This is a genomic window from Bradyrhizobium sp. UNPA324, from assembly GCF_006658635.1.
GTDB classification, from domain to species: domain Bacteria; phylum Pseudomonadota; class Alphaproteobacteria; order Rhizobiales; family Xanthobacteraceae; genus Bradyrhizobium; species Bradyrhizobium nanningense.
The window spans coordinates 5952991-5972418 of the sequence record NZ_LFJD01000004.1 but is presented as its reverse complement, the minus strand read 5'-3'; the positions used below and the strand labels follow the sequence as shown (position 1 = coordinate 5972418).

The window sequence follows — 19428 nt, the reverse complement described above, 5'->3', positions numbered from 1 at the left end:
TCCACATCGCGCGCCGACGCCGTCGCGGCCACCGCATCCCGGCCCGCGTCCCGTGACGATCGCGAAACGCCCCTTGTGGCAGGCGGGATGTCCAGGCTTGTACGGCAAAACCGAATTACTGTAAATACGAATATTTTTTTCGGCGGCTCTCGACCCAGCGCTGGCGTGTTTTGCACGTCGGGCAACGCAAGGGATTGTGTACCCCGCTTTGGACAAGACCCATTCGGCTCTTCGTCTCGCCCATCGCCCGCAACCATCCTTCGAGACGCCCGCTTTAGGCGGGCTCCTCAGGATGAGGACGGTGTGCGCGGCAGCAGTTTCAACGGCACCGGCGCCGATGAGCCTCATCCTGAGGAGACCGCAAAGCGGTCGTCTCGAAGGACGAGGCGTCGCGCTCAGACCGGCCTCCCCCGAAAATCAAGCTGTTCTCAAGAAAAACAGGAGCCGGTCCGAAGACTTCCCTCAAGCCGGAACTGGCGTCCCGGCCTACAGACGAGATCGTTTGTCGTTCGCCTCGGCATCGCGAAGAGCGTCACGATCCCGCCGCACGGCCCATTTCGATCACGCAGAGCGAGAAGTGCACATGGCTGTCATAGCAAATTTTTCCGCCGGAATTCTCACCGTCTTTGGCGACGGCAACAACAACGCGGTCACGTTGGGCCGGAATGCGGCCGGGACAATCGTCGTCAACGGCGGCGCGATCGCGGTCAAGGGCGGCCCCGCCACGGTCGCCAACACCAAATTGATCCAGGCCCTCGGCCTGGACGGCAACGACATCATCACGATCGACGAGAGCAACGGCGCGATGCCAGCGGCGAACCTGTTCGGTGGCGCCGGCAACGATACGTTGACCGGCGGATCCGGCGGCGACATGCTATTCGGCCAGTCCGGCAACGACACGCTGTTCGGCAAGGGCGGCAACGACCTGCTGTTCGGCGGCTCCAGCAATGACGTGCTGGTCGGCGGCGACGGCGACGACCAGATGTTCGGCGAGGCCGGCGACGACCGCATGATCTGGAACCCCGGCGACGACAGCGACCTGATGGAAGGCGGCGAAGGCATCGACACCGCCGAGGTCAACGGCGGTAACGGCAGCGAGATCTTCGCCATCACGGTCAACGGCACGCGCGTGCGCTTCGACCGGGTCGATCCGGCACCGTTCTCGCTGGACATCGGCACCACGGAAAACCTCGTGGTCCATGCAGGTGGCGGCGACGACGTCATTACTGCCACCGGCAATCTCGCTGCGCTGATCAATCTGACGCTCGACGGTGGCGCCGGCAACGACACGATCCTCGGCGGCAACGGCGCCGATCGCCTGCTGGGCGGCGACGGCAACGATTTCATCGACGGCAACCAGGGCAACGACACCGCCCTCTTGGGCGCCGGCAACGATACCTTCCAGTGGGACCCCGGCGACGGCAGCGACAAGGTCGACGGGCAGGCCGGAACAGATACCCTCCTCTTCAACGGCGCGAACATCAGCGAGGACATCACCTTGTCCGCCGCCAGTGGCGGACACACGCAGCTGACCCGCAACGTCGGCAACGTCACGATGGACCTCGACAGCATCGAAACCATCACCATCAATGCACGCGGCGGCAACGACAACATCGTCGTCAACAATCTGGCGGGCACCGACGTCAAACAGGTCAATATCGATCTCGGATCGGCCGGCGCCGGTGACGGCGCGGCCGATACCGTGACGCTGGTGGGCACGAACAGCGCCGACGCGATTCAGATCTCCGGCTCGGGCACGTCCGTCGCGGTCACGGGCCTGCCGGCCGCCGTCAACATCACCAATGCGGAAGGCGCGAACGATGCCCTTCTCGTCGAAGGCCTCGCCGGCAACGATACGATCTCGGCGGCCGCGCTTGCCGCGGGGATCGTGCACCTGACGATCGATGGCGGCGCCGGCAATGACACGATCACCGGCAGCGGCGGCGCCGACACGCTGATCGGCGGCGACGGCAACGATTTCGTCGTCGGCGGTCGCGGCAACGACGTCGCCCTGCTGGGTGCCGGCACGGATGTCTTTCAATGGAATCCCGGCGACGGCAGCGACACCGTCGAGGGCGGCACCGGCGTCGACACGCTGCAGTTTTTCGGCGCCAACATTGCCGAGACCATGGCCGTTGTGGCGAACGGCGACCGCGCCCTGCTGACGCGCGACGTTGCCAATATCACGATGGACCTGCACGGGGTCGAGCACGTCGATATCCACGCGTTGGGCGGCGCCGACCATATCGCGGTGGGCGATTTGAGCGGGACCGACGTGACGCGGGTGAACATCGACCTCGCCGGTCCGGCCGGAACGCCCGACGGCGCCGTCGATACCGTCTCGGTCGACGCGACCCAGGGCGCCGACACGTTCGGCGTCAGCGGCAATGCCGGCGGCGTGACGGTGTTCGGCCTGCATGCGGCGACCCACCTGACCTCCATGGACGCAACCGATCAGCTGACGCTCAATGGCCTTGCCGGCGACGACACCATCGACGCCAGCGGGCTCGCTGCCGGCGTGCTGCAGCTGACGATCAACGGCGGCATCGGCAACGACACCATCCGCGGCAGCCAGGGCGACGACCTCATCAACGGCGGCGACGGCAACGACGTCGCCCTGATGGGTGCAGGCAACGACACCTTCGTCTGGAATCCCGGCGACGACAACGACACGATCGAGGGCCAGGCCGGCAGCGACACTCTGCTGTTCAACGGCGCCAACATCGCCGAAACCATCGACATCTTCGCGAACGGCTCCCGTGCCGAGCTGACGCGGGACGTCGCTTCCATCACGATGGACACGGGCGGCGTCGAGACGATCGCGTTCAACGCCCGCGGCGGCGCCGACAAGATCACCGTCGGCGACATGAGCGGCACCGACGTGACGCAGGTGAAGATCGACCTCGGCGGCGTCCCCGGCACCCCCGGCGGCGACGGCGCGGTCGACAACATCACAATCAACGGCACCGGCGGGGACGACGTCATCACGCTGTCGCTCAACAGCAACGGCGCGCTGGTGATCGACGGTCTGGCCAGCCAGGTCGTGATCGAGAATTTCGACTTCAACGACACCATCACTATCAACGGTCTGGGCGGTGATGACGTGATCACGGCGTCGGGCGTCGGCCCCGGCGGGCCGCACCTCGTTTTCGACGGCGGCGTCGGCGACGACGTCCTCATCGGAAGCGCCGGCAACGATACGCTGCTCGGCGGGATCGGCGACGACATCCTGAGCGGCGGCGGCGGCATCGACGTGCTGGACGGAGGGCCCGGCAGCAACGTCGTGCTTCAATCGCTGCTCGCCCATGCAAGCTTGCACGCGGGCACGCTGGTCTAAACAGGCGGTTCCGGACTTGCGTTGGCGGCGTCGGCGCCCAGGCGTGACGCGCCGACGCAATCACTCGCAAGTCGGCCGGCCGCATGGCTGACCTCCGATCGCCGCGACCGCGGGCGCTTGTCGATCTCGCCATTTCCTGATCCTCTCTCCCCAATCGCCGGAGCAACCGGCCATGCCTTAAAGGGAGAGAGACGCCATGAAGCTCGGCACCGCCATTGCGGAAATCATGCGGCGCGAGGGGATCGAGATCCTCTGCGGCTATCCCGTCAATCATCTGATCGAGCATGCGGCGAAAGCCGAGATCCGCCCGGTGATGGTGCGGCAGGAGCGCGTCGGCATCCACATGGCGGACGCGATCTCGCGCGTAACCTCGGGACGCAGCATCGGCACGTTCTGCATGCAGCATGGGCCCGGCGCGGAGAATGCGATGGGCGGCGTCGCCCAGTGCTTTGGCGAATCCGTTCCCGTGCTGGTGCTGCCGATGGGCTATCAGCGCCGGCTGTCGCATATCGAGCCGAACTTCAATTCCAGCGAGGCGATGAAGCCGTTCGCGAAATCGTCCGAGCCGATCATCCTGGCGGCCGAGGTCGCCAACATCTTCCGCCGCGCCTTCACCAAATTGAAGAACGGCCGCGGCGGGCCCGTGATCGTCGAGATCCCCTCCGACATGTGGAACGAGGAGGTGCCGGAGCCGCTCGACTACACGCCGGTGCTGCGCACGCGCTACGGCGCCGACCCTATGCATGTGACGGAGGCCGCCAGCCTGCTCATCAACGCCAAGCGTGCGGTGATCTATGCCGGCCAGGGCGTGCATTACGCGCAGGCCTGGCCGCAACTGAGGCGGCTCGCCGAGCGGCTGGCGATCCCCGTCACCACCAGCCTCGGTGGCAAATCCTCGTTCCCGGAGACGCATCCGCTCTCGCTCGGCTCCGGCGGCCTTGCTGTGCCGCGCGCGGTGCCGAAGTTCCTCGCGGAGGCCGACGTCATCTTCGGCATCGGCTGCTCGTTCACGGAAACGAACTTCGGCATCGCCATGCCGAAGGGCAAGACCATCATCCATTCCACGCTCGACCCCAATCATCTCAACAAGGACGTGGAGGCCAAGATCGGCCTGGTCGGCGATGCCGGCCTCGTGCTCGACGCGCTGCTGGAGGAGATCGGCAAGACCGTCACCTCGGATCGCGATGCCTTAGCCGTTGCGGCCGAGATCGCGGCCTCGCACAAGGAGTGGCTGGCGAAATGGATGCCGAAGCTCACCAGCAATGACGCACCCTTGAGCCCCTACCGCGTGCTGTGGGATCTGCAGCACACCGTCGACATCGACAACACCATCATCACGCATGATGCCGGCAGCCCGCGCGACCAGCTCTCGCCGTTCTGGAAATCGACAAAACCTCTCACCTATCTCGGCTGGGGCAAGACGACGCAGCTCGGCTACGGCTTGGGCCTTGCGATGGGCGCAAAACTGGCGAAACCCGACAAGCTCTGCATCAATGTCTGGGGCGATGCCGCCATTGGATTCACGGGCATGGATTTCGAGACCGCGGTGCGCGAGCGCATCCCGATCATGTCGATCCTGCTCAACAATTTCTCGATGGCGATCGAATTGAAGGTGATGCCGGTCTCGACCGAGAAATATCGCTCGACCGACATCTCCGGCGACTACGCCGCCATGGCGCGCGCCTTCGGCGGCTACGGCGAGCGGGTGACGAGACCGGAGGACATCATCCCCGCGATCGAGCGCGGCATCCAGAAGACGCAGGAAGGCGTGCCGGTGCTGCTGGAGTTCATCACCAGCAAGGAGACGGAAGTGTCGCGGCCGGGCACGTGAGGCAAGCCGAACGCTGGCTCCGACCGCGGAGGATGTGATAATCCGGCTCGATGCCGCGCGGCTCGCGGCATCGGACTGGATTACGAATGACTGACCGTCCCAACGATATCGCCAACGAGCTTGCAGCCGAGAATGCGCGGCTACGCAGCGAGCTGGCGACTGCGCGGGATCGCCAGAGCGCCAGCGCCGAGATCCTGCGCAATATCGCGGCCTCGCCTTCCGACGCCCGTCCGGTATTCGCCGCGATTGCGTCCAGCTCCAAGCGCTTGCTCGACGGCTTCTCCGCCACGGTGCTGCAGTTCATCGGCGACGAGCTGCACCTCGTGGCGTTTACGCCGACCAGCCCGGAGGCGGACGATGGGCTGAAGGCCTCCTTCCCCCGCAAGATCGCGGAGTTTCCGACCTTCGCGCTGGTGCGCGGCGGCGAGACGATCCAGTTTCCCGACAGCGAAGCCGAGGACGTTCCGGAGCTGAACCGCGAGCTGGCGCGGCTGCGCGGCTTCCGCAGCGTGCTATTCATGCCGCTGATGAACCGCGGCACGCCGGTCGGCATGATCAGCGTCACGCGCGCCCAGCCCGGGGCCTTCGCGCCCGACCTGGTGCAGTTGCTGCAGACTTTCGCCGACCAGGCCGTGATCGCGATCGAGAATGCACGCCTGTTCAACCAGACGAAAGAGGCGCTGGAGCGCCAGACCGCGACGGCCGACATCCTGAAGGTGATGGCGGCCTCGCCCTCCGACGTGCAACCGGTGTTCGAGGCCATTGCCGCCAACGCCAACCGGCTGATCGGCGGCTTCTCCACGGCGGTGCTGCGCTATGTCGACGGCGCCGCGCATCTTGCGGCATTCACGCCGACCGATCCGGCCGGCGATCGTGTGCTGCAGGCCTCGTTCCCCGTGCCCTTCGCGCAATTCCCACCCTACCAGCTGGTGGCCAAAGGGGCCGCCGCGCAACTGCCCGACACCGAGCTCGAGCCGGCCGCGCGCGACATCGCGCGTGCCCGCGGCTACCGCAGCATGCTGTTCGCGCCCTTGATGAGCGAGGGCGAAGCGATCGGCCTCATCATCGCGACGCGCCGTACGACTGGTGCCTTCGCCGAGCATCACGTGCGCCTGCTGCAGACCTTCGCCGACCAGGCGGTGATCGCGATCAAGAATGTCAGCCTGTTCAATGCGACGCGGGAAGCGCTGGAGCGCCAGACCGCGACCGCCGATATCCTCAAGGTTATCGCGGCTTCGCCCGCCGACGTCACGCCGGTGTTCCAGGCCATCTCCGACAGCGCCAAGGCGTTGATCGGAGGACATTCGTCCACCGTAACCCGCCTCAAGGACGGCATGCTGCATCTGGCTGCCTTCACCACCGACAATGAAGCGGGCAATGCCGATCTGCTCAGTTCCTTCCCGGCGCCGCTGTCGTCATCGGGCATTCACAGCCGGGTGGCGAGAAGCGGACAATATGCCTTCCGCAGCGACATGCAGAACGAGCCTGATCTCACCGAGGCCATGAAGGAGCTGGCGCGGACGCGGGGCTATCGCAGCATCCTCGTGGCGCCGATGCTGCGCGACGGCGTTGCGATCGGCACCATCGCCGTGACGCGGCCGCAAGCCGGTCAGTTCCCGGACAAGGCGATCAACCTGCTCAAGACCTTTGCCGACCAGGCCGTGATCGCGATCGAGAACACGCGCCTGTTCAACGAGGTGCAGGACCGTACGCGGGAGCTTGCGAAATCGCTGGACGATTTGCGGGCGGCGCAGGACCGGTTGGTGCAGACCGAGAAGCTTGCTTCGCTCGGCCAGCTCACCGCCGGCATCGCGCACGAGATCAAGAATCCGCTCAACTTCGTCAACAATTTTGCATCGCTCTCCGCCGAATTGACCGACGAGCTGAACGAGGTGCTCGCGCCCGTCACCCTCGCGAACGATGTCCGCGCCGAGGTCGACGAGCTCGCGGGACTCTTGAAGGACAATCTCGGCAAGGTCGTGCAGCACGGACGGCGCGCCGATTCCATCGTCAAGAACATGCTGCTGCATTCGCGCGAGGGCGGCGGCGAGCATCGGATGAGCGACATCAATGCGGTGGTCGAGGAAAGCCTCAACCTTGCCTATCACGGCGCGCGGGCCGAGAAGCCGCAGTTCGACGTGACGCTCGAACGCGACTTCGATCCGGCGGCCGGCTCAGCCGATGTGTTCCCGCAGGAGATCACGCGGGTGCTGCTGAACCTGATCGGAAACGGATTCCATGCGGTCGCCAAGCGCAAGGCGGAGAGCGAGGCGGCCGGTTACGAGCCGGTCGTGACCGCCGCGACCCGCGACCGCGGCGATCGCATCGAGATCCGCATTCGCGACAACGGCACGGGAATCCCGGACGAGGTGAAGGAGAAGATGTTCAATCCGTTCTTCACCACCAAGCCGGCCGGTGAAGGCACCGGCCTCGGACTGTCGATGAGCCACGACATCGTGGTGAAGCAGCATGGTGGCACGATCGACGTCGCGACGGAGCCGGGCAAGTTTACCGAATTCACGATCATGCTGCCGCGCAAGAGCAGCTTCCCGGATCGTGCGGGCTGAGCTTACTCCGCCATCTCGACGGGTTGCTTCGCCGAGGGGCCGGCCAGCGGCCGCTCCTCCATCGCGATCAGGCACAGCGCGGCAATGGTCATCAGCGCGGTGGCGGCGCCGAACACGTAGCGGAAGGCGTGCCGCATGTCCTCAGTGGGAATCGCCACGCTACCTGCGGCGTGATGCTCGCCGGCGAGCGGAACGTCGATACCGAGCGCGATGAGCAGGATCGCCGCGAACGCGGCGACCGTGAACGAGGACATCAGCGAGCGGAAGAAGTTCATCGCGCCGGTGATGGTGCCGACCTGCGGGCGCGCGACCGAGTTTTGCAGCGAGACCACGCAGACCGGGAAGGTGGTGCCGAGCCCGAGCGCGAACGTCGCCATCAGCATCAAGAGCCCCCACAGCGGCAAGGTGGTGAGCGTGAGGCCGAGGCCGCACAGCGCGGCCCAGGATGTGCCGATGATGGCGACGCGCTTGTAGTGTTTTGCACGGGCCATGGTGCGGCCGGCGACGGCCGCGCCAATGGTCGAGACCGCCGCAAGCGGGATCAGCGCGAGACCCGCCTCGCTTGCGCTCAAATGGTAGACCTGCTCGTAATAAAGCGGCAGTTGCACGGTGAGGCCGGTGATCGCCCCGAGCCCGCAGCCGCCGGCGGTCAGCGCGAACGGCGCCACCGATCCGGTCAGCAGCTTGAGCGGCAGGAACGGCTCCTCAGCCCGGCGGGCGTGCCACACGAAGCTGACCGCGAGCGCGACAGCGCCGCCCACCATCGCCAGCACGGTCGGCGACAGCCAGGGATAGTGCGTGCCGCCCCAGGTCAGCACCAGCATGAAGACGACGGCCGAGGCCATCAGCAGAATACCGCCGAGCCAGTCGACCTTGCGCTTGCGGTGGAATACCGGGATCTTCTTCATCTTCGGCAGCAGCATCACGATCGCTGCAGCCGCGAGCGGCAGGTTGATCCAGAAAATCATCGACCAGTGCAGATGCTCGGCGAACACGCCGCCGATCACCGGGCCCAAAATGCCGCCGACCATCCAGACGCTGGAGAAATAGGCCTGATACTGGCCGCGCTCGCGAGGGGAGACGACGTCCGAGATCACGGTCTGCACGACGGGCATGATGCCGCCGCCGCCGAGGCCCTGAAGGCCGCGCGCCAGGATCAGCATCGGCATGTTCGGTGCGATCGCGCACAGCACCGAGCCCGCCACGAACAGGCTAAGCGAGGTGATAATCATGGCGCGGCGGCCGTAGATATCGCTGAGCGTGCCGAACACCGGCGCGACCGCGGTCGAGGCGAGCAGATAGGCGGTGATGACCCAGGAGAGATTGGAGACGTCCTGGAACTGGCGCCCGATGGTCGGCAGCGCGGTCGCCACGATGGTCTGGTCGAGCGCCGCCAGGAACATCGTCAGCATCAGGCTGATGACGATGGTGCGGACCTCGTCCTGTGACAGCGGCGCCGGCGGCGTGATGGACGGGGCGTCATCGACGCTGATGACCTCGCTCGGCAGCCGGGACAGCTCCTCGGCGATATCGTCGGGCAAAGTCTGGATGTCGGCAGAACTGCTCTGCCGGTCGAACTTGTTCATCTCGCTCGGACGTCGTGGGGCGGCGCAACGCCGCGAAGGATTCGTTCTATGCAGCCCAATCTAGACAGCAAAGTTTGTCCCGGGCAGGCACCACGGCGCATGGGTGCATCCCGCCCCCGGGCCATCCCGACCACGTGATCGGCTGCGTGCCGCGCCTCAGTCCTTCGGACGTCGCTTCAGGCGGGCCCGTTTCGGCAGCAGGGCCGGCCATTGCACGATGTGGTCCTCGAGCTCCTGGTCCGGGATCTCCCCCTCGCTGCCTTCGACCCGGCCGCGCACGGAGACGCCGGCTTCGTGGACCGTGTTGGGATCACCGGAGACCAGCGGATGCCACCAATAGAGGTCCCGCCCCTCGGCGACGAGCTTGTAGCCGCAGCTCGGCGGCAGCCAGTTCAGGGTGCGGACATTGGCCGGCGTCAGGCGGACGCAATCTGGAACCTTGTCGGAACGATTCGGATAGTCCTTGCAGGCACAGCTGGCGCCATCGAGCAGCTTGCAGCCGACATGGGTGAAATAGATCTGCCCGGTGTCCTCGTCCTCGAGCTTGTTCAGGCAGCAGCGGCCGCAGCCGTCGCACAGGCTTTCCCATTCGGCCCCCGACATCTCTTCCAACGTCTTGGTTTTCCAGAAGAATCCTTCCTGGCCGGAAGGTCGTTTGGGAGCTGCGGTCATGCGCCTCAACAAAGGTTCGAAAGAGTAACGGCGACGCCATCTAGGGCGTGCGGCCGGGATGGTGCAAGCAACGCGCCCGCAAGGCCCGTAATGAACCGGGGTCAATTAGGCCTGTTGTTCAAAATCGCGAGCGTGACCATTGGTTTATGGGCCCCGCTCGGCTAGAAGGAACAGCAAGTCCCTCGGATGCTGGCCGGGCGCCTTGGGTTTGCCGCAACATTCCCCCAAGACGTCTCGATGCCGCCCCGGCCGGGTGCTTGAACGCTTTCGAAGCGAGCCTCAAGGGTTCTAGGTGCGCCAGATCATACCACCGCATTGGAAGCAGAAGGTCCGGAATTTCTTCCTGGATCTCGATGCGCGCATCGACTCCTCGCTGTTCTCCTCGGCCAAGGGCATCCGCGAGCTCTACGAGCGCTATTCGACCTTCATGGACCGGTTCTATGTCGGCCGCTGGAAGCGCTGGGTGTTCATCGAGCCGCTGTCGGAGGCCGCGACGCTGGGCCTCGGCGGCCTGGTCGTGATGCTCACCCTCGCCATCCCCGCCTTCCGCGAGACCGCGGACGAGGACTGGCTGAAGAAGTCGGATCTGGCGGTGACCTTCCTCGACCGCTACGGCAACCCGATCGGCAGCCGCGGCATCAAGCACAACGATTCGATCCCGCTGGAAGATTTTCCTGACGTGCTGATCAAGGCGACGCTGGCGACCGAGGACCGCCGCTTCTACGAGCATTTCGGCATCGACATCGCCGGCACCGCGCGCGCCCTCGTCACCAACGCGCAGGCCGGCGGCGTCCGCCAGGGCGGCTCCTCGATCACCCAGCAGCTCGCCAAGAACCTGTTCCTGAGCAACGAGCGAACCATCGAGCGCAAGGTCAACGAGGCCTTCCTCGCGGTCTGGCTGGAATGGCGCCTGACCAAGAACGAGATCCTCAAGCTGTATCTGGACCGCGCCTATATGGGCGGCGGCACCTTCGGCGTCGACGGCGCGGCGCATTTCTACTTCAACAAATCCGCGCGCGACGTGACGCTGGCGGAAGCTGCGATGCTGGCCGGCCTGTTCAAGGCCCCGACCAAGTACGCGCCCCACATCAACCTGCCCGCCGCGCGCGCCCGCGCCAACGTCGTGCTCGACAACCTCGTCGATGCCGGCTTCATGACCGAGGGCCAGGTGTTCGGCGCCCGCCGCAATCCGGCGTTCGCCGTCGACCGCCGCGACGAGGCTTCGCCGAACTATTATCTCGACTATGCCTTCGACGAGATGCGCAAGCTGGTCGACACCTTCCCGAAGTCCTACACCGAGCGCGTCTTCGTGGTGCGGCTCGCCATCGACACCAACGTGCAGAAGGCGGCGGAGGACGCGGTCGAGAACCAGCTGCGCCAGTTCGGCCGCGACTATCACGCGACCCAGGCCGCGACCGTCGTCGCCGATCTCGACGGCGGCATCCGCGCCATGGTCGGCGGCCGCGATTACGGCGCCAGCCAGTTCAACCGCGCCACCGACGCCTATCGCCAGCCCGGTTCCTCGTTCAAGCCTTACGTCTACACCACCGCGCTCCTGCACGGCTTCACGCCGAACTCGATCGTGGTCGACGGCCCGGTCTGCATCGGCAATTGGTGTCCGCAGAACTATGGCCATTCCTATTCCGGCTCGGTGACGTTGACGCAGGCGATCACGCGCTCGATCAACGTGGTGCCGGTGAAGCTCTCGATCGCGATCGGCCAGAAGGAGCAGCCGAAGGCGCCAAACCCGGCCAAGATCGGCCGCGCCAAGATCGTCGAGGTCGCGCGCCGCTTCGGCCTCAAGGCGCCGCTGCCCGACACGCCGTCGCTGCCGATCGGCTCGGACGAGGTCACCGTGCTCGAGCACGCCGTGGCCTACGCAACCTTCCCCAACCGCGGTAAGGCGGTGACGCCGCATTCGGTGCTCGAGGTGCGCACCGGCGCCGGCGACCTCGTCTGGCGCTGGGACCGCGACGGCCCGAAGCCGCGGCAGGCCATTCCGCCGAACATCGCCGCCGACATGGCCGGCATGATGAGCCACGTCGTCAGCGAGGGCACAGCGCGCCGCGCGGCGCTCGACGGCATTCCGACCGCGGGCAAGACCGGCACGACCAATGCGTATCGCGACGCCTGGTTCGTCGGCTACACCGGCAATTTCACCTGCGCGGTCTGGTACGGCAACGACGACTATTCGCCGACCAACCGCATGACCGGCGGCTCGCTGCCGGCGCAGACCTGGCACGACATCATGGTCGCGGCGCATCAGGGCGTCGAGGTCCGGGAGATCCCCGGCGTCGGCATGGGCCAGAAGCTGCCGCCGCAGCATGTAGCCAACGCGCAGGCCAATGCGGCGCCGAAGATCCTGGAGACCAAGCCGGGTCCGCCGCCGGTGCTGACCAAGCGCGGCGCCGACATCCTGGTGCGGGTCGAGAAGCTGCTGGATGACGCGGCCAGGACGGCGAAGAAATCGGCGGATGCCGACGCCAAGCCGTCCTCGGCGACGAGCGCCCTCGCCTTCCCGCAGAACTATGCGGAAGAGAATGCCAACGCCTCCGCTCCGCGCAAGAACTGATCGAAACCCGTGCGGCTGATCCTGATCACATTGACGGCCCTTCTGCTCGCGACGGTGGTCGGCGTCGGCGCGACCTGGATGACGACGACGCGCGGCACCGAGATCGGTGCGCTCACCATCGGCGCCTGGACCGCCCGCCCCCGCACCGGCACCGCCGACGTCGATCCCTATTCGCGCGCCACCATCGTGCGCAACGGCGAGCTGCCGATCGGCACCGGCGACGGCGTCGCCTTCACCGCCACCACCGACGACAAGAAGAAGGCGCTCGACGGCCGCTGCGACGTGATCGTCTCCGGCGTGACGCCGCCGGCGCGGTTCTGGACGCTGACGCTCTACGATCGCAAGGGCCATCTCGTCGCGAACTCGCTGGCGCGCTACGGCTTCACCAGCCAGGAGATCGTGCGGTCCTCCGACGGCTCGTTCGAGATCCGGATCGCCTCGCGCTCGCGCGCCGGCAATTGGCTGCCGACCGGCGGCATCGAGCGCTACGCACTGATGCTGCGCCTCTACGACACCCCGGTCGGCGTGGCGACCCGCACCCAGCGCGATGCGCCGATGCCCTCGATCTCGACGGTGGGCTGCTCATGATACGCCTGCTGTTCACAATCGTTGCCGGCATCGTTCTGGGCCTCGTGGTCCATCTCGTCAGCGTGCTGGCGCTGCCGCGGATCGCGACGCAGGACGCCTATTCCAGGCTGACGCCGATGACGAAGGTGAACGCCGTCACCCAGCTTCCCCTCGCCGATCCCAGCACGTCGCCGATGCCGTTCATGGACCCGGCCTTCGCACTGGCGATCTGCCGCTACGACCTTTCGGGCGGACCGATCAAGCTCACCGTGCCCGTCAGCCAAGCCTACACCTCGGTGTCGTTCTACACCCGCAACGAGATCGCCTATTACGCCATCAACGACCGCTCGGCGGGGCGCAAGGTGATCGAGCTCGACCTCATGACGGAAGCGCAGCACAACGAGCTGCCCGAGGACGAAGAGGTCACCGCGGCCGACCGCCTGATCATCGATTCCCCGACCACCACCGGCCTGATCTTGATGAAGGCGCTCGCCGCCGAGCCCGGGCTGATGCAGCAGGCGCAGGCAACGCTTCAAGCCGCGACCTGCGCGCCGCAGACCGAGCCGCCGGCCAAGGCCGAGGCGCCGCGCGGACGGCGGTGAAGCTCGGCCGGTTCGGCAGGCCTCATCACGAAAAGCGCGAAAACAACCCCATGCACAGTAGCGGGGGCATTGAAATCATTGGGCGCTTGCCTTGGACTCATAAAGCGGCCGGCAAGCCAATGTCGGCTCGGTCCCGTCACTGATCCAGGCGCCCGGCACACGCCGCTCCCGCCGGCAACGCCGCCTCCGCCGATAACACAACCTCGTTTATGAACCTCGCGGCCCCACCGGGAAGGGTAGAGCTGGATGCGAGCGCGATCACGAGGTTGCGGTCTGGAAAGTTCAAGATGAGCTGGCTCTGCGAGCCGGAAGCAAAATAGGCCGGCGAGCCATCGCGCGTCGCACCCTGGGTGGATTTTGATCTGTCGCCCTATCCCGCCGTGCTAGTCTAGCTCATCGGCAGCGAGTAGGGTCTCGCGCGGCTGTGGTTGCTGCTCTCAAGGCCGAAGGGCTGGTGCCATGGCCGGTTACGCCGCCTCATTGACATTGCAGACAGCGACGCCGTTATCGGTCAAGGGCCGCCCTCGGCAGCTTTCAGAGCGCAATTCAGCTTCGTCCTCGGAAGCGGACGGTGTGAGGCCGGGAGTGGAAGTCAGCCACGGGCCAAACCCGGAAATAGACCGGGTCTATTCGATCACCTCGTCGGCGCGGGCGAGTAGTGAGGCCGGGACAACGATGCCAAGCGCCTTAGCGGTCTTCAAATTGATCACCAGTTCGAACTTGGTCGGTTGCTCGACGGGCAGGTCAGACGGTTTCGTTCCCTGGAGAATCTTGCCTACGTAGATCGCGGCGCGGCGACTCAAATCAGGAAGATTCGGTCCGTAGGACATGAGGCCGCCAGCCTCGACATAGTTCCTGGACTGGAAGACAGCCGGCAGCCGATGCTCTGCCGCGAGATCCGCGAGGCGTCGTCGCTCAAGTTGGAATACGGGTGTTGGCCACACGACCAGAGCACCCGCGCGCGCACTGGACATATCCGAGAAGACCCCGTCGAAGTCCCCCCGTTCCCGCGCCTCAAAAACTTGAAGCTCCATCCCGAGCGCCCGCGCCGAGGCATCGGCCTCCTTTAGTCTAGCCTCTCTGACGCGGTCGGGCATGGTATCTGGTTTAAAGAGAAGAGCGACCCGACTGGCCCCCGGCACGGCTTCCTTGACCAGTTCCAGCAACTTGCCGATAAGGTCGGGAAGGGTGATAGAAAACCCTGTGACGTTACCGCCAGGCCGCGCCAAGCTGACGACGAGGCCCTCTGCTACCGGATCACCAACAGCAGCGAAGACGATGGGGATAGTCGCCGTCGCCCGCTTGGCGGCTATGGCGGCGAGTGTGCCTCCAGTGGTCAAGATGACATGGACCTTGAGCATAACCAGTTCGGCCGCGAGAGCGGGGAATCGCTCGGGGTTACCCTCCGCCCAGCGATAATCGATCGTCACGTTCTGGCCCTCGGCGTAACCGGCTTCGCTCAGTCCCTGACGGAACGCGGCCAGAAACACCTCCGTGTCGGACGAGCCCATACCGAGGTAGCCGATCACTGGCATCGCCGGTTGCTGCGCCCGCGCGGCCAGCGGCAACGCCGCCGCGCCACCGATTGCCGCAATGAAATCTCGCCGCTTCATAGTCCGCCCCCGGCTCAGAGCCAATATCCTATCGGCTCAAACAATCATCCGATAGGTGCACCACATGCGCGCTGATGTCTCTTGTGGGTCGAAATGCGAAGAACGCAGTGTGAGCAAATCTGGTCCGCTTCCCTGCGCCGAGCGGACCTCAACGCGAGCGCGCGAGCACTTCGCTGATGGGCCACGACCGGACATCAGGTCGATTACGACCGGGGCCGCGCGACTGTCTTGCTACGGCACGAAAAACCATGAACATTGATCGGCAGTTCCAAACGGCTCGATGATTCAGAAACAGGAACCGCAATCGGGGGGCATCATGAAGAAGCTCTCGGGCAATGTAGTCGCGTCAACGCTGGGGTTGGCGATCATCCTGTTGTGGCTCACCAATGCGCAGGCCGCCGAGCTCAGAGTGTTGGCCGGCGGCGCCATGACGACGATTTGGGGAGAGCTTAAACCGAAGTTCGAGCATGCCTCGGGCCACAAGCTCATTGTTCGGTTCGGTACGACCCCCGAACTAATCAAGCTGGCCACGACTGGCGGTCCCTTTGACCTCGGTGTGGTCCCTCGGGAAGTATTCAAGGACGCTGCCGCTCAAGCTCAGTTCGTAGCCGGGCCGACAACTGACATTGCTCGTGTGGGGCTCGGGATCGCGGTCCGTTCCGGTGCTTCCAAACCCGACATTAGCACGCCGCATGCCCTGAAGCAGACGTTGCTCAAGGCGGAATCAGTCGCCACCATCCCCGCTAGCGCGGCCGGTGCACAGGTTTTGCGGGCGTTCGAACGTCTCGGCATTGGTGAAGCGATGAAGGCTAAGATCAGGGCGCAGCCCGGACCTGCCAAGGTCGTCGAGGCGGTTGCCAACGGCGACGCAGAGCTTGGCGTTTTCCTTATCAACGTGCCCACCGCCCCGGGACTCGACGTTGTTGGGCCATTCCCCGGCGATTTGCAGCAGGATGTGGTATTCACAGCGGCGCTTTCAACGGACACCAAAGAGACGGCCGTTGCGCAGGCGTTGATCACCTATCTCAAGACACCGGAGGCGGCTGCCATCATCAAGGCCAAGGGGATGATGCCGTAGATAGCGCAAGCCGTGAGATCACTTCGTGCCAGCATCCGGAACATCAGGTTTTGATGTATCCGATCGGATAGGCCGCTTTGGGTCAAAATGCGAATAACTCAGGTTGAGCAAATCTGGTTCCTGCGCCGCATTGAGCGGACTTCCGTCAAACGGCGCGCGACTTCGCCGATGGGCCAACGCCAGACTCGGGAGGCTCAATCACGTCGCGTGTTTGCCTCAAAAGGATCGGCGCAGCCATCGCCCCCCGCTCGGTAATGCGGTCAATGCACCACAAAGATTATCGGCGAACGATCCAGCCTCGACGTGGCGGCTGGGTTAGGGGTGAAGAAAAACTCCTGGCTGCTGCCGGGCTTTCTCGCGCAGAGATTCCCACGTATTGTAGCTGGATCATAGCCCTGCTGTGCTGTTGATGCGAGCTTAGCGGTGTTCAGGCGATGAACCTAGATCTCGTTCTCCTAAGATTTATCAACAGCTTCGCTCATCGCTCATCGAGCTTCGATGCGTCAGTCAGCTTTTTGGCCGATCTACCATTACTCAAAGGCGCGCTACTAACATCGATTCTATGGTTAGTCTGGTTCCAACCCTACCGGAATCAAGAAACGCGTCGCGAGCTAGTCATTTCAACCCTTGCCGCGACGATCACGTCACTCGTTCTGGCAAAAGTCATCAGATCGCTATTGCCGTTCCGGTTACGACCCATTCATGACGCCGCGACCGGCTTCACACGGCCTTATTATGTCTCCAGCGAGACATTATGGAACTGGAGCTCATTCCCGAGTGATACTGCTGCTATGGTATTTGCTTTAGCCGTGGGTCTGCTGATTATTTACGGTCGATGGGGATGGCTCGCTATCCTGTACAGTTTGGTCGTGGTTGGTATCCCCCGCATCTACCTCGGCTACCACTATCCATCGGATGTTGCTGCGGGCGCTGTGTTAGGGGGCCTATTTGCATATATCATGAGCCGTGACGAAATCAGGACGCCTTTAAGCCGCCCGTTACTGTCATTGAGCCAATGCTATCCGGGCGCGTTCTACTGTGCATTTTTCGTTTTAACGTACGAGATCGCGACGGTGTTCGAGAACACGCGGCAAATCATCGCCGTCGTCTCGAAGTTGTTTCGGTAGCCGACCTCCAACAATCCGTCGCGCGCTCGTCTCGACAGGCCCCGCAATCCTGCGCAAACGCGCGGTGCGCGAAGAGGCCGATCGCGTGTCCGAAGCAAAGGCGGCTTCTCCGATGGGTCCGCATGCACGGAGCGTTACACCTTGATCGCGCATGCGCGCGCCGACGACATCATCTCGCCGTCCGACGTCGTGGTCCGCTTCGGGTCAAAAAGCTGAAGGTCGTCGGCTTACGCGATGAGGTCTGTTATGGGCCAACAGGTACCAACGTCAGCAAGCGGCCGTGATGGAAGGCCGATGATTGGGTTGGGCACGAAGCTGTCTTATGCGCACCAGAGCGTACGCAGGCGGCTCCTGGCACAGAAGTCCACGGCACCGGACATAGACTATGGAAGCCGGAGCAAAGTCACCCAAGGAAAGCCAATAGTATCAAAATCCGGCCCGAATCTAGAACGTGTATGGCAAGCGATAGCAGTCGGGCCGACCAAAATTACCAGATGCTCATAGTTGGCGGGCTTGTCTTTCGAGGCGTATGCGATGAGATCGCCGGGCTGAAGCTTGGTCAAAATATTATGTTTTGTAAGTGGCAAATCTCTAGGCTGAAACTGCGGCCCCACCACTGTTGCCAGCTTCGCAGAAACCAGATGCGGCACCATTTCAGGTACCGTGTCTCGACCATAGGCGCCAGCTTGCTTAACGTGCGGAGCTGTCTGTAGTGGTAGGCCGCCGCCCTCAATGTGAGTCCCCATGACCTTCATGGCCGGCGGCCGTCCGATGCAGCAGGAGATAAAGTGAGTGCAATCCTCCTCTCCAGCTACAGCGCCGATCTGGCTGAATGGAAGGCCGGGTGTTAGATTCACACCATTTACTGCTTTGGGATATCCGGTTTTGGTAGCTATTCGCCCGTCCGATGTGATCTTGTCATGGAACATGCCCGCGTAAATTATTGCGAACATTCGCTTGTATATCCCGACGGGCGGAGGTGGCGCTGGGAGTCTCTTGATCACATCCATTGCTATGTTGATCAAGTTCATGGTGATCGAGCCAACGATGCCGTCACCGACAATGTTATTGCGTGACTGAAATTCGACAACCCGCGCCTTCGTCCTAACTCCGAAGATTCCGTCTGTCTTGAGAAGCGCGTTCGCCGTGTCGAATTTGGGCTGATTATACTGGGCTATCGTATTAAGAGCGTTTTGAAGATGTTTGACATCTTCGCCGCTCAATCCCATGGACAGTTGCCTTGGCATGTTCGCCTGCCCTATCTTAAGTGGTCAGCACATAGCATAGCATGACCTGGCTTTGCTGCCACCATGTCACCGGGCCTTGTTCTTAGAGCGTCACTGAGGTGTAAGTGACCTTTATGGATCACAAGCGGCCGTGAGCGGGCATCGCCGTGATAGTCCGCTATAGCCCAGACGCGGACTCTTGGCTTTGGTCTTGCACCCATTATCGGCCGCAACTCGTGCGTTGATCGTTCAACCTGTACGTGGAAACCTGAATCATCATGATGATCCGCACATCCGATATGGCTTCGGTCTTCTTCCTGAGCCGCGTCAGTGCGCGAATTTGAAGTGGACGACCGTCGCCGATGCGACCGTCAGCAATGCCGAAGCAATCCAGATCGGCACCAGCAGGAAGATGGCTAGCGCGCCCTGCCCACAGGCACCGCACCCAACCCAAAACACGATGGGAAAAAGACAGAGCAGGATGACGTTGGCACGTCCCGTGCTGAGCCAGACGCCTCTTCTTCCCCATCGCCGACCAAAGAGCCATGGCACGGCGGGAAAGCCAAAGGACAGAACAACCAGGGAATTCACGAGAACGTCGAACATGATCTCTGCCCGATCGGCATTTCGATCGCGCTCCCAACCGACGC

General features: G+C 63.9%; 13 protein-coding genes. 8 read left to right on the top strand and 5 right to left on the bottom strand.

What is annotated here, in order from left to right:
- Positions 1-583 precede the first annotated feature (583 nt).
- The 3 genes from UNPA324_RS28610 (at position 584) to UNPA324_RS28600 (ending at position 7735) form a co-directional block, all read left to right on the top strand.
- Positions 584-3337, top strand: coding sequence for a beta strand repeat-containing protein (locus tag UNPA324_RS28610; protein ID WP_141937216.1), 2754 nt, complete (start codon positions 584-586; stop codon positions 3335-3337).
- A 196-nt stretch (positions 3338-3533) separates the two neighbouring features.
- Entirely contained in the window at positions 3534-5168 is a 1635-nt protein-coding gene (locus tag UNPA324_RS28605; RefSeq protein WP_141937214.1) for a thiamine pyrophosphate-requiring protein, read from the top strand.
- An 86-nt stretch (positions 5169-5254) separates the two neighbouring features.
- On the top strand, positions 5255-7735 hold the full coding sequence (locus UNPA324_RS28600) for a GAF domain-containing sensor histidine kinase (protein ID WP_181769550.1): 2481 nt from the start codon (positions 5255-5257) through the stop codon (positions 7733-7735).
- A gap of 2 nt (positions 7736-7737) precedes the next feature.
- On the opposite strand, the gene UNPA324_RS28595 is transcribed toward UNPA324_RS28600, so the two are convergent.
- Together UNPA324_RS28595 and UNPA324_RS28590 are read right to left on the bottom strand one after the other, a co-directional pair.
- On the bottom strand, positions 7738-9321 hold the full coding sequence (locus UNPA324_RS28595; protein WP_141937210.1) for an MDR family MFS transporter: 1584 nt from the start codon (positions 9319-9321) through the stop codon (positions 7738-7740).
- A 156-nt stretch (positions 9322-9477) separates the two neighbouring features.
- Positions 9478-9993, bottom strand: coding sequence for a YcgN family cysteine cluster protein (locus UNPA324_RS28590; RefSeq protein ID WP_141937207.1), 516 nt, complete (start codon positions 9991-9993; stop codon positions 9478-9480).
- 292 nt (positions 9994-10285) lie between these two features.
- Here UNPA324_RS28590 and UNPA324_RS28585 point away from each other — a divergent pair, with 292 nt between their 5' ends.
- The 3 genes from UNPA324_RS28585 to UNPA324_RS28575 are packed head-to-tail and all read left to right on the top strand — an operon-like array spanning position 10286 to position 13734.
- Entirely contained in the window at positions 10286-12565 is a 2280-nt protein-coding gene (locus UNPA324_RS28585) for a transglycosylase domain-containing protein (RefSeq protein ID WP_141937205.1), read from the top strand.
- Between the two features lie 9 nt (positions 12566-12574).
- The gene (locus UNPA324_RS28580) at positions 12575-13153 is read left to right on the top strand and encodes a DUF1214 domain-containing protein (protein ID WP_128918961.1); all 579 of its coding nucleotides are present in this window, start codon (positions 12575-12577) and stop codon (positions 13151-13153) included.
- Complete coding sequence (locus UNPA324_RS28575) at positions 13150-13734, top strand: DUF1254 domain-containing protein (RefSeq protein WP_128918960.1); 585 nt, start codon at positions 13150-13152, stop codon at positions 13732-13734. Before UNPA324_RS28580 ends, UNPA324_RS28575 begins: the two co-directional genes overlap by 4 nt.
- Before the next feature lie 626 nt (positions 13735-14360).
- Here UNPA324_RS28575 and UNPA324_RS28570 read toward each other — a convergent pair.
- Positions 14361-15347, bottom strand: a complete 987-nt coding sequence (locus tag UNPA324_RS28570; RefSeq protein ID WP_141937202.1) for an ABC transporter substrate-binding protein — start codon at positions 15345-15347, stop codon at positions 14361-14363.
- A gap of 316 nt (positions 15348-15663) precedes the next feature.
- Between UNPA324_RS28570 and UNPA324_RS28565 the strand changes: the two genes are divergently transcribed.
- Together UNPA324_RS28565 and UNPA324_RS28560 are read left to right on the top strand one after the other, a co-directional pair.
- Positions 15664-16425: a molybdate ABC transporter substrate-binding protein gene (locus UNPA324_RS28565; protein WP_141937198.1), complete on the top strand. Its 762-nt coding sequence runs from the start codon at positions 15664-15666 to the stop codon at positions 16423-16425.
- Positions 16426-16859: 434 nt separating this feature from the next.
- Positions 16860-17552, top strand: a complete 693-nt coding sequence (locus tag UNPA324_RS28560) for a phosphatase PAP2 family protein (protein ID WP_141937195.1) — start codon at positions 16860-16862, stop codon at positions 17550-17552.
- A 383-nt stretch (positions 17553-17935) separates the two neighbouring features.
- Here UNPA324_RS28560 and UNPA324_RS28555 read toward each other — a convergent pair whose 3' ends face one another.
- Both UNPA324_RS28555 and UNPA324_RS28550 read right to left on the bottom strand, forming a co-directional pair.
- Positions 17936-18799: a peptidoglycan-binding protein gene (locus UNPA324_RS28555; RefSeq protein ID WP_128918956.1), complete on the bottom strand. Its 864-nt coding sequence runs from the start codon at positions 18797-18799 to the stop codon at positions 17936-17938.
- A 306-nt stretch (positions 18800-19105) separates the two neighbouring features.
- A complete protein-coding gene (locus UNPA324_RS28550) occupies positions 19106-19384 on the bottom strand; it encodes a hypothetical protein (RefSeq protein WP_141937191.1) in 279 nt (92 codons plus the stop codon).
- Positions 19385-19428 lie beyond the last annotated feature (44 nt).